We start from the raw sequence: 12,108 nt of genomic DNA, 5'->3' as shown, positions 1-12,108 counted from the left end.
GCGCCGGAGTCATCCTCCGGCGCCCTTTAATGCATTCAGAGTCAAGCGTGGAAATGTTGGAAAGATTTACTGGGAATCATTCTCAAAGTATATTCGCTCTCATTTCCAACCCTCTGTGAGTGCGCGTCTTGAATCGTTTCACCCCTTTCGCCTACCGCAACGCCCTCGTCAAATGTGTTTTACCTGCGCTGTCCTGTTGTTTCATGGCCAGCCCCTTGAGGGCACAGGACACCCTCGAACTGCCCACTACGGATGTGCAAGGCAGTCGGATCATTCAGGACGAGGGCTACACGGCGACGCAAGCCAGCACGGCGAGCAAGAGCGATGTACCGATCAAGGAAGAGGCGCAATCGATCAACGTAGTCACTCAGCAGACGCTGGCGGACTATCAGGTGCGCTCGCTGGAGGACGCGATGAAGTTCGTCAGCGGCGTCAGCCAGGGCAACACCCTGGGCGGCTCGCGGGACTCATTGGTCAAGCGCGGCTTCGGCACCAACGACGACGGCTCGATCCTGCGCGACGGCGTGCGTTCCAACCTGGGCCATAACTTCAGCGCCACCACCGAGCGGGTCGAAGTACTCAAGGGGCCGGCCTCGATGTTGTACGGCGCGCTGGAACCTGGCGGCCTGATCAACGTCATCAGCAAGAAGCCGCAATACACCCAGAGCACCACGCTCAGCGGTTCCGCCTACAGCGAAGGCGGCGGCACCATGGCCCTGGACACCACCGGACCGCTGGGCGATACCGGATTGGCCTATCGCCTGATCGCCGAGCGCGGCCATGAGGATTACTGGCGCAACTACGGGGTTAACGAGAGCACGCTGGTGGCGCCGTCGTTGGCCTGGACCGGCGAGCGGGCTTCGTTGAATTTGAGTTATGAGTACAACGAATATTCCAACCCGTTTGACCGGGGGACGATGTTCACCAATGGACATCCGGCCGACATCGACTATGACAAGCGCCTGGATGAACCTTGGGCCAAAAGCGTTGGCATCCGCGAAACCGCCACCGCGCGGTTCGAGTATGAACTGAGCGAGGCGTGGAAGACGCGGGTGACCTACGGCTGGAACAATGACCGTTACAGCCTTTCGATTGCCCAGCCGCGCCTGTCGAATGGTGTCCTTCAGCGCGCCGCCAACGGTGCCCATTATGACGATGAAACCCGCTACGCCAGTTGGGACTTCATTGGCAATCAAGAATTGTTCGGCCAGCGTCATGATCTGTTGGTCGGGGTCGACAACCAGGTTTCAGACCAGTTTCGGGGCAAGACTTACCGTGGCGCTAACCAAGCAGGTTTCGACCCTACGACTCCGGTGTACGGTGGCCTGGATGAGCCAAGTCGTGTGAATGCTGCGCAGAGCAACCTGAGCAACAAGCTGACCTCCAGTTCGGTGTATCTGAAGGACAACTGGCACCTGGACGACCGCTGGATCCTTGTATTTGGCGGTCGTTATCAGCATTACGATCAATACACGACGCAGGGACTCGTCCCTGCCAAGCCAGTTCGCGACGATAATGGAGACGCCTTCGTCCCATTCCTCGGCCTGGTCTACAAAGCCACGGAAGAACTGTCGCTATATGGCAACTACAGTCGCTCGTTCAAGCCTAACGACGTGGTGGACGAGGGTAGTCATACCTTCAAGCCGGAGGAGGGCCGCAGCTACGAAGTCGGCGCGAAATACGATCCGCTGCCGGGCCTGAATATCAACCTCGCCCTGTTCGATATCGTGAAGAAAAACGTCGTGACGTCCTCTACGGTCAACGGCGTAACGTTGGCAGAAGCCGCTGGCAAAGTTGGCTCCCAAGGCCTCGAACTCGATATCACCGGTCGCCTCGCCGAACGTTGGGACTTGATCGGCACCTACGCCTATACCCACACGGAGATCCTTGATGATCCGGACGATGAAGGCCATCGTCTGGCCGACGCCCCCAAGCACACCGCCAGCCTGTACCTGAGCCACCACCTGAACGTCCCGGCCGAATTCGGTGCCTGGCACGCCGGTGCCGGCGCCCGTTATGTCGGCGAGCGCGCCGCCAACAACGCCAACGATTTCTGGCTCAGCAGCTACACCGTCGCCGACGCTTTCCTGCGCTGGGAGTCGCCGGTGTTCGGGCACAAGACGTCGTTGCAGTTGAACGTCGATAACCTGTTCGACAAGCAATACTACCCGTCATCCACCGGCAGCGAACTTCAGGTCGCCGTCGGCGAGCCGCGTACCGCCAGGTTGAGTGCCAGCGTGACGTTCTGATCGCAGCGCGCCAACAAAAATGCCCGGACAACCATGTCCGGGCATTTTTGTTTCTGGCTTCAGGCTATCTTCGCGCAAGCTCGCTTCCAACGAAGCGCTCTTTCAGCGAAGTCTTCGCTCGTGAGCTATGGTTGAGCCAAGCGCAGCGCTTTAGCGGTGAGTAATAATTTCCCCTTTTCGGGGCGTTCGGCCTCGACTTCCCGTCTGTTTGCACCGATTCGACCCGTTTGCTGTGCCGGCGCTTGAAACTGGAGTCAGCGTTTCAGGGCTCGAATCTCTTTTCGTCGCGAAATCAAAAATAAATTTCGCTTTTTCACCGCTTTGCGCCGGTTTTTCCAGCATTGCTTCAATCCGCCGCACTTAGGCACAGCCCTTGCTACGGCTCCACGAGACCCAGCAGAAAGGAGTTTCGATACGCAAATATAAAAAAGGGGCGCACGTCATCCAGACGCAAAGGCCTGATCAGAGACCCATGCCTGACGAGGTATTCAAAGAACCAGGGCTCATAAACGAGGCAAGGCCGTACTTGGTGGAATGACGACGTAATAAGAAATGCCGTGTACGACACGGCTGGGAGTTGGCTATGCCCCACGCTTTTTTCAATGAAATGTACGACGCGAAGGGTGACTGCCGCCCGCACTACCAAGCATTCTCGCGCTGGCTGGCGGACACGCCGCTGGAACTGCTGGAACAACGCCGCCGTGAAGCCGACCTGCTGTTTCATCGGGCAGGCATCACCTTCACGCTTTATGGGGACGAGCAGGGCACCGAGCGCTTGATCCCGTTCGATATCATTCCGCGCAGCATCAAGGCCAGCGAATGGCAAATCGTCGAACGCGGCTGCATCCAGCGGGTCCAGGCCCTGAACATGTTCCTGGCCGACATCTACCATGGCCAGCGCATTCTCAAGGAAGGCATCATCCCCGCCGAGCAGGTGCTCGCCAACGAGGGTTATCAAATTGCGATGCAGGGCCTGGACCTGCACCGAGGCATCTATGCCCACATCGCAGGCGTCGACCTGGTCCGCGATGGCGATGGCAGCTATTACGTGCTGGAGGACAACCTGCGCACGCCCAGTGGCGTGAGCTACATGCTCGAAGACCGCAAGATGATGATGCGCCTGTTCCCCGAACTCTTCGCCGCCCAGCGCGTAGCGCCCATCGATCATTACCCGAACCTGTTGCTCGACACGCTCAAAAGCTCAAGCCCGTTGGACAACCCGACCACCGTGGTCCTGACGCCGGGGCGTTTCAACAGCGCCTATTTCGAGCACGCGTTCCTGGCCCGGGAAATGGGAGTGGAGCTGGTGGAAGGTGCGGACCTGTTCGTGCGTGACGACCATGTCTATATGCGCACCACGGCCGGGCCCCAGCAGGTGGATGTAATCTACCGTCGCCTGGACGATGCCTACCTCGATCCGCTGTCCTTCAACCCTGATTCCATGCTCGGCGTGCCGGGGCTGATCGCGGTCTACCGTGCAGGCAATGTGGTGCTGGCAAACGCCGTCGGCACGGGCGTGGCGGATGACAAGTCGATCTATCCCTATGTCGACGACATGATCCGTTTCTACCTGACCGAAGAACCGATCCTGAAGAACGTGCCGACCTGGCAGTGTCGCAAACCCCAGGACCTGTCCCACGTACTGGCGAACCTGCCCGACTTGGTCGTCAAGGAAACCCAGGGTTCCGGCGGCTACGGCATGTTGGTCGGGCCAGCTGCCACCGCAGCGGAGATCGAAGATTTTCGGGCCCGCCTCAAGGCCAGGCCCGAGGCCTATATCGCCCAGCCGACCTTGAGCCTTTCCACCTGTCCGACGTTCGTCGAAAGCGGCATCGCGCCACGCCACATCGACTTGCGTCCCTTCGTGCTGTCCGGCAAGGAAACCCGCCTGGTGCCCGGCGGCTTGACCCGCGTGGCGCTGCGCGAGGGCTCGCTGGTGGTGAACTCGTCCCAGGGCGGCGGTACCAAAGACACTTGGGTCGTGGAGGACTAAGACATGCTTTCAAGAACCGCATCGGACCTCTACTGGATGTCCCGCTACCTGGAGCGCGCCGAGAACCTGGCACGCATGCTCGAAGTCAGTTATTCGCTGTCGCTGATGCCCCAGGCCGGACGCGGCGATGGTCAGGCCGAGCTGGCGATGTCGTTGCTGGCGGCCGGTACGCTGGATGACTACAACGCCCGTTATGACACCCTCAACACCGAGCGCATGCTGCATTTCTTTGCGTTGGACGAAACCAACCCCGGCAGCATCTACAGTTGCCTGCGGGCGGCGCGGACCAACGCCCATGCCGTGCGCGGACGCATCACCGCGGACATGTGGGAGAACATCAACGCCACCTGGCTGGAGATGCGCAGCATCGCCAGCAACGGCCTGGGCCGTTATGGCATCAGCCATTTCTGCGAATGGGTGAAGGAGCGTTCGCACCTGTTCCGTGGCGCGACGTCGGGCACGATCATGCGCAACGATGCCTACTGTTTCATTCGCCTGGGGACGTTCATCGAGCGCGCCGACAACACGTTGCGGCTGCTGGATGCGCGCTACGAGATGTTCGGCGAAGAATCGGAAGAGGTCAGCGACAACTCGGCGCGCGGTTACTACCAGTGGAGTGCGTTGCTGCGGGCGTTGTCTTCGTTCGAGGCGTTCAATGAGATCTACCGTAACGCGCCGAATGCCGAGCAGGTGTCCGAGATGTTGCTGCTGCGGGCCGACGTGCCACGCTCGCTGCACGCCTGCATTGAAGAACTGGACCATATTCTCGCCAGCCTGCCGGGCAATAACGGTCGGCCGGCGCAGCGGCTGGCCGCCGAGCTGAATGCGCGGCTGCGTTATTCGGGGATCGACGAGATCCTCGCGTCGGGCCTGCACCAATGGTTGACCGAGCTGATTGGCCAGATCCGCCACTTGGGCCAGACCATCCATGACGCCTATCTGGAGGTCGTATGAAACTGTCCATCCGCCACGACACGACCTATAGCTATGCCGACGAGGTCTGCACCAGCATCCAGTTCCTGCGCCTGACGCCCAAGGACACCCGACGCCAGACCATCCTGCAATGGCATCTTGAATTGCCGCGCCTGGTGCGCAGCCAGCTCGACCCGTACGGCAATATCCTGCACGTCATGACCATGGACGAGCCTCACGGCGCCCTGATCCTGACCGCTTATGGTGAAGTGCAGATCGACCAGACAGTGGAAATGGAGCCCGATACCCAATCACCGCTGCCGTTCCTGCGCACCAGCCGCCTCACCCTGGCCGACGACACCCTCAGCGCTTTCGCCGTGGCGCAATGTGGCGCACGCCGTGACCGTGCTGCGTTGGCCGACTTGATGAATGGCCTTGCCGATCGCATGCCCTACAGCCCCGGCACTACTGCCGTCAGCAGTACGGCGGCAGAGGCGTTCGCCGGTGGCGCCGGGGTCTGTCAGGACCATGCCCATGCGTTCGTGGCCTGCGCCCGCAGCCTCGGCGTGCCGGCGCGTTATGTGTCCGGCTATCTGTGTACCGAGGACGAGAGCCATCTGGCAAGCCACGCCTGGGCCGAGGCTTGGCTGGATGACGGCTGGTACAGCTTTGACGTGACCAATCGCTTGCTTCGTCCCGACCGCCATTTGAAGTTGGCGATTGGCCTGGATTACCTTGACGCCTGTCCGGTTCGCGGCATGCGCCGTGGTGGCGGGGCGGAGCAGATGCACGCGCGGGTGCAGGTAAGCTCGATGGTTCAGGTGCAGCATCAGTAATTTGACCATTGAAGCCTAAGGCCTCTTCGCGAGCAGGCTCGTTTCCCCAAAGGTTCGAGTTAACCCTGGGGGAGCGAGCTTGCTCGCGATGAGGCAGGCATATCCAACCTCTATACGGCTACTGAACAGGCAAAACCCTGCGCATTGGCTATACCTGTAGTTCCGCCCCTCCTCAGGTGTGGCCTACAGGAGTAACAGCATGAAACTCGCGTCCATGATCGGCACTGTCTGCATCGCTTCGCTCGCGCTGATGGGCTGCTCGAGCAAAGTCACCCAGCCGGACGAATACTCCGGCTTCCTGGGAGACTACAGCCGCCTCAAGGAAGAAAAGTCGCCTTCGGGGGCCGAAGTGATGCGTTGGGTCGATCCGCAGATCGATCTGGCTAAATACTCCAGTGTGTATATCGAGCCGACGCAGCTCTATCCCAAGCCGCAACCGACCGTGAAGATTCCCGCCGGCACGTTGGCCGGCATTACCAGCTACTACGACCAGGCGCTCAAGCGGGAGGCGGGCAGGTCGTTGCCTCTGGCGACCAGTCCCGGGCCGGGTGTGTTGGTAGTACGGGCGGCCATCACCGCGGTCAGCAGCAAGACCGAGGGGCTCAAACCTTATGAAGTGATTCCGATTGCCTTGGTGGCCGCCGCGGTCAGTACGGCGAGCGGCATTCGCGATCAGGAAACCACGCTGGGCACCGAAGCGGTGTTTCTGGACGGTGGCAATAATGCGGTGGTCGCACAGGTGGTGCGCAAGGGCACGGGTAAGCCGTTGTCAAACGAGTCCCAGGTCATGAAGCCCGATGATGTCAAAGGGGTGATCGACGGCTGGGCCTCAGATCTGCACCAGTCGTATTTGCAGCTCAAGGCTAAATAGCGGGCCCCGCCACTCGTGACTTTTTGTGTGCAGGCATAGGTCGGAGCTCCATTTCATGGTTAACTCCGGCCTCACTGTTTTCAAACCTGTCAGAAGGAATCCGTTCATGGCTCAAGTCACCCTCAAAGGCAACCCAGTCCAAGTCAACGGCCAATTGCCACAAGCCGGTTCCAAGGCGCCAGCCTTTTCTCTGGTTGCCGGCAATCTGTCGGACGTGTCCCTGCAAGACTTCGCGGGCAAGCGCAAAGTGCTGAACATTTTCCCAAGCGTCGACACCCCGACCTGCGCCACTTCCGTGCGCAAGTTCAACGCCCAGGCCAACGACCTGGATAACACCGTGGTGCTGTGCATTTCCGCCGACCTGCCGTTCGCCCAGGCCCGCTTCTGTGGCGCCGAAGGCCTGGAAAACGTACAGAACCTGTCCACGCTGCGCGGTGCCGAGTTCATCGAGAACTACGGCGTCGCCATCGCGGACGGCCCGCTCAAAGGCCTGACTGCCCGCGCCGTGGTGGTGCTGGACGAAAACGACACCGTGCTGCACAGCGAGCTGGTCAAGGAAATCGCTGAAGAGCCGAACTACGAGGCGGCGCTCGCAGCCCTGAAATAACTGTTCCGAAACAAAGTATTTATTACAATTGTTAACGGCCTGGCCTGACCAGGCCGTTTTCATTTGTGTTTCAAGGCCTTAGCCGAGTATGAGAAAGGTAAGCCCAAGGTAAATTGCCGGTAAAGGCGCTTTGCTAAATACCCGCCAGTGCTTATCGTTCAGCCTCCTGTAGAAGAAGCCCACGCGCCCAATGGTTGACCATTCAATGCAATCCTCTGTTTCCCGTAAATCTCGTCGCTGGCTGTTCGGCCTGCTCATCCTCTTGGCCGTTGCGTTGCTGGCTTGGAAATTCTGGCCTGCCGGCACTGGCTCGAACAACGAAGCAGGGCAGAAAGGCGCGGCCGGGCATATGGGGCGTTCGGGCGGCATGCGGCCAGGCTTTGGCGGTGCGACGGGCCCGATCCCGGTTCGGGTGGCGCCGGCGGTGACCGGGGATTTTCCGCTGTATTACAAGGCGCTGGGCACGGTTACCGCGCTCAATACCATCAATGTTCGCAGCCGCGTGGGCGGCGAATTGGTAAAGATCGCCTTCGAGGAAGGGCAGATGGTCAGGGCCGGGGACCTGCTGGCCGAGATCGACCCGCGTCCGTACCAGAACGCCTTGCTCCAGGCCGAAGGCACGTTGCTGCAGAATCAGGCCCAATTGAAGAACGCCCAGGTCGACCTCGAGCGTTATCGCGGCTTGTATGCCGAGGACAGCATCGCCAAGCAGACCCTCGACACCGCCGCTGCGCTGGTGGGCCAGTACCAGGGCACGGTCAAGACCAACCAGGCGGCGGTCAACGACGCCAAGCTCAACCTGGAATTCACCAAGATCCGCGCGCCGATCAGCGGCCGCGTAGGGTTGCGTCAACTGGACATCGGCAACCTGGTAGCGGCCAATGACACCACGGCCCTGGCCGTCATCACCCAGACCCAACCCATCAGCGTTGTCTTCACGCTGCCTGAGAACAACCTCGAAACCGTGCTCGCCCGCTATCGCGGCGGGGCGAAACTGCCGGTCGAGGCTTGGGATCGTGGTGATGTGAAGCTGCAGGCCAGCGGCGTCTTGCAAAGCCTGGACAACCAGATCGACATCACCACCGGCACCTTGAAATTCAAGGCTCGCTACGAGAACCGCGACCAGTCGCTGTTTCCCAACCAGTTCGTCAACGTGCGCCTACTGGCCGACACGCTCAAAGGCGTGGTCCTTGCGCCGACCGCCGCCATCCAGTTCGGCACCAACGGCACATTCGTCTATGCCTTGGATGGCGACAAGAAAGTCACCATCAAGAAGCTCAAGATCGGCGCCAGCGATGGCGACAGGACGGTCGTCACCGAGGGGCTTGCCGCTGGCGACAGGGTGGTGCTCGAAGGCACCGACCGCCTGAAAGAGGGCAGCGAAGTGGAAGTGGTCAACGACAGCCAGGAGGTGCCGACCACGCCGACCGAGCATTTGCAGGGCAAGACCGCCGCGGCCCCGACTGAGCCGGCCATGGCCGACAAGGCGAAAAAGGGCGGCGCATGAATCTCTCGCGGCTGTTCATCCTTCGCCCGGTCGCCACCACGCTGAGCATGCTGGCCATTGTCCTGGCCGGTCTGATTGCGTATCGGTTGCTGCCGGTGTCGGCACTGCCCCAGGTCGATTACCCGACCATCCGCGTGATGACGCTGTACCCGGGCGCCAGCCCTGACGTGATGACCAGCGCCGTGACCGCGCCGCTGGAGCGTCAGTTCGGGCAGATGCCGGGCCTGACGCAGATGGCCTCCACCAGTTCCGGCGGCGCATCGGTGATCACCCTGCGTTTCAATCTGGACATCAACATGGATGTCGCCGAGCAGCAGGTGCAGGCCGCGATCAACGCCGCTACCAACCTTTTGCCCACCGACCTGCCGGCGCCGCCGGTGTACAACAAGGTCAACCCGGCCGACACCCCGGTGCTGACCCTGGCGATTACCTCCAAGACCATGCTGCTGCCCAAGCTCAATGATCTGGTGGACACGCGCATGGCGCAGAAGATTGCGCAGATCAGCGGCGTTGGCATGGTGACCATCGCCGGTGGCCAGCGCCAGGCCGTGCGGATCAAAGTCAATCCGCAAGCCCTGGCGTCCGCGGGCTTGAACCTGGCGGATGTGCGCACCTTGATCGGCGCTTCCAACGTCAACCAGCCCAAGGGCAACTTCGACGGTCCGACCCGAGTCTCGATGCTCGATGCCAACGATCAGTTGACCTCGCCCGAGGACTACGCCGAACTGATCCTGGCCTACGCCAACGGCGCGCCGCTGCGGCTCAAGGACGTCGCAGAGATCGTCGATGGCGCTGAGAACGAACGCCTCGCCGCCTGGGCCAACGAAAACCAGGCCGTGCTGCTCAATATCCAGCGCCAGCCAGGGGCCAACGTCATCGAGGTGGTGGACCGGATCAAGGCGATGTTGCCGAGCATCACCGACAACCTGCCGGCCGGCCTGGACGTTGCCGTGCTAACGGACCGCACCCAGACCATCCGCGCCTCGGTCACCGACGTTCAGCATGAATTGCTCATCGCCATTGCCCTGGTGGTCATGGTGACGTTCCTGTTCCTGCGCCGGGTCAGTGCCACGATCATCCCGTCGGTGGCCGTGCCGCTGTCATTGATCGGTACGTTCGGCGTCATGTACCTGGCCGGTTTCTCCATCAACAACCTGACGCTGATGGCCCTCACCATCGCCACCGGTTTTGTGGTGGACGATGCCATCGTCATGCTGGAGAACATCGCCCGCTACATCGAGGAGGGCGACAGCCCGATGCAGGCGGCGCTCAAGGGTGCGAGGCAGATCGGCTTCACCTTGATTTCCCTGACACTGTCGCTGATCGCGGTGCTGATTCCGCTGCTGTTCATGGCGGACGTGGTCGGTCGCCTGTTCCGCGAGTTCGCCATCACCCTGGCGGTGGCGATCCTTATCTCGCTGGTGGTGTCCCTGACCCTGACGCCGATGATGTGCGCGCGGCTGCTCAAGCGTGAACCCAAGGAAGAGGAGCAGGGCCGCTTCTACCGCGCCAGCGGCGCCTGGATCGATTGGTTGATCGCCGCCTACGGGCGCAAGTTGCAATGGGTACTCAAGCACCAACCGCTGACGCTGTTGGTGGCGGTGGGTAGCCTGGTGTTGACCGTGGTGTTGTACCTGGCCGTGCCCAAGGGCTTTTTCCCGGTGCAGGATACGGGCGTGATCCAGGGCATTTCCGAGGCACCGCAATCGATCTCCTTCGCTGCCATGAGCGAGCGCCAGCAGCAATTGGCCAAGGTCATCCTCGCCGATCCCGCCGTGCAAAGCCTGTCTTCCTACATAGGCGTGGACGGTGACAACGCCACGCTCAACAGCGGCCGCCTGCTGATCAACCTCAAGCCCCACAGTGAACGGGACGACAGCGCCAGCGCGATCATCGCCCGCCTGCAACCGCAACTGGACCGACTGGTGGGCATCCGGCTGTTCATGCAACCGGTGCAGGACCTGACCATCGAAGACCGGGTCAGCCGTACCCAATACCAGTTCAGCCTGTCGTCGCCGGATGCCGAATTGCTCAGCCTCTGGAGCGGGCGGCTCGTCGAAGCCCTGGTGCAACAGCCGGAACTCACCGACGTCGCCAGTGACTTGCAGGACAAGGGCTTGCAGGTCTACCTGGTGATCGACCGCGACGCCGCATCGAGACTGGGCGTGTCGGTGTCGAACATCACCGATGCGCTTTACGACGCCTTCGGCCAGCGGCAGATTTCGACCATCTATACCCAGGCCAGCCAATACCGCGTGGTGCTGCAGGCTCAGGCGGGGGAAAAGATCGGCCCGCAGGCCCTTGAGCAGATCCATGTCAAGACCACCGACGGCGGGCAAGTCCGCCTGTCGAGCCTGGCCCGGGTCGAAGAACGTCAGGCGCAGTTGGCGATTGCTCACATTGGCCAGTTCCCGGCGGTGATGATGTCGTTCAACCTGGCACCGGGCGTGGCCCTTGGGCACGCTGTCGATATCATCGAGAAAGTGCAGAAGGACATCGGCATGCCGGTCGGCGTGCAGACCGAATTCCAGGGCGCGGCGCAGGCGTTCCAGGCGTCGCTGTCGAGCACCTTGTTGTTGATCCTGGCGGCGGTGGTGACCATGTACATCGTGCTGGGCGTGCTCTACGAGAGCTACATTCACCCGATCACGATTCTTTCCACCTTGCCCTCGGCGGCCATCGGCGCATTGCTGGCATTGATGCTGACCGGCAATGACCTGGGCATGATCGCGATCATCGGTATCATCTTGCTGATCGGTATCGTCAAGAAGAACGCGATCATGATGATCGACTTTGCCCTCGACGCCGAGCGCAACCAGGGCATGGACCCGCAGACCGCCATCTACCAGGCTGCGTTGCTGCGCTTCCGGCCGATCCTGATGACCACCCTCGCTGCGCTGTTCGGCGCCGTGCCGCTGATGCTCGCCACCGGCTCCGGCGCCGAGTTGCGCCAGCCCCTGGGCCTGGTGATGGTGGGCGGCCTGCTGGTGAGCCAGGTGCTCACGCTGTTCACCACGCCGGTGATCTACCTGTACTTCGATCGCCTGGGGCGGCGGTTCGTCAGGCCTGAGGCCGATGAGGTGCGGGTATGACGGCTTTCGTGCCGTGCCAGGGCTTTTCGTGGCGAGGGAGC

At 61.3% G+C, this 12,108-nt stretch carries 8 protein-coding genes; all 8 read left to right on the top strand.

Annotated features, from left to right (window positions below):
* Positions 1-203 precede the first annotated feature (203 nt).
* The 8 genes from J3P76_RS13910 (at position 204) to J3P76_RS13875 (ending at position 12,067) form a co-directional block, all read left to right on the top strand.
* Positions 204-2,249 (top strand): TonB-dependent siderophore receptor, encoded by a 2,046-nt coding sequence (locus J3P76_RS13910; RefSeq protein ID WP_434611183.1) that lies wholly within the window; start codon positions 204-206, stop codon positions 2,247-2,249.
* Positions 2,250-2,832: 583 nt separating this feature from the next.
* Positions 2,833-4,242 (top strand): circularly permuted type 2 ATP-grasp protein, encoded by a 1,410-nt coding sequence (locus J3P76_RS13905; RefSeq protein WP_420766772.1) that lies wholly within the window; start codon positions 2,833-2,835, stop codon positions 4,240-4,242.
* A gap of 3 nt (positions 4,243-4,245) precedes the next feature.
* The gene (locus tag J3P76_RS13900; RefSeq protein ID WP_420766773.1) at positions 4,246-5,196 is read left to right on the top strand and encodes an alpha-E domain-containing protein; all 951 of its coding nucleotides are present in this window, start codon (positions 4,246-4,248) and stop codon (positions 5,194-5,196) included.
* On the top strand, positions 5,193-5,990 hold the full coding sequence (locus J3P76_RS13895; protein WP_420766774.1) for a transglutaminase family protein: 798 nt from the start codon (positions 5,193-5,195) through the stop codon (positions 5,988-5,990). Before J3P76_RS13900 ends, J3P76_RS13895 begins: the two co-directional genes overlap by 4 nt.
* Before the next feature lie 199 nt (positions 5,991-6,189).
* Complete coding sequence (locus J3P76_RS13890; protein ID WP_434611188.1) at positions 6,190-6,861, top strand: DUF3313 domain-containing protein; 672 nt, start codon at positions 6,190-6,192, stop codon at positions 6,859-6,861.
* A gap of 106 nt (positions 6,862-6,967) precedes the next feature.
* Positions 6,968-7,468 (top strand): thiol peroxidase, encoded by a 501-nt coding sequence (gene tpx, locus J3P76_RS13885; protein WP_420766776.1) that lies wholly within the window; start codon positions 6,968-6,970, stop codon positions 7,466-7,468.
* Between the two features lie 190 nt (positions 7,469-7,658).
* Positions 7,659-8,975: an MdtA/MuxA family multidrug efflux RND transporter periplasmic adaptor subunit gene (locus J3P76_RS13880; protein WP_434700855.1), complete on the top strand. Its 1,317-nt coding sequence runs from the start codon at positions 7,659-7,661 to the stop codon at positions 8,973-8,975.
* The gene (locus tag J3P76_RS13875) at positions 8,972-12,067 is read left to right on the top strand and encodes an MdtB/MuxB family multidrug efflux RND transporter permease subunit (RefSeq protein WP_434611191.1); all 3,096 of its coding nucleotides are present in this window, start codon (positions 8,972-8,974) and stop codon (positions 12,065-12,067) included. Before J3P76_RS13880 ends, J3P76_RS13875 begins: the two co-directional genes overlap by 4 nt.
* The last annotated feature ends 41 nt before the right edge of the window (positions 12,068-12,108 follow it).

This window comes from Pseudomonas sp. D1-36, from assembly GCF_051132205.1.
Taxonomy (GTDB): domain Bacteria; phylum Pseudomonadota; class Gammaproteobacteria; order Pseudomonadales; family Pseudomonadaceae; genus Aquipseudomonas.
The sequence above is the reverse complement of the archived record's forward strand: the minus strand, read 5'-3'. Positions and strand labels throughout refer to the sequence as shown.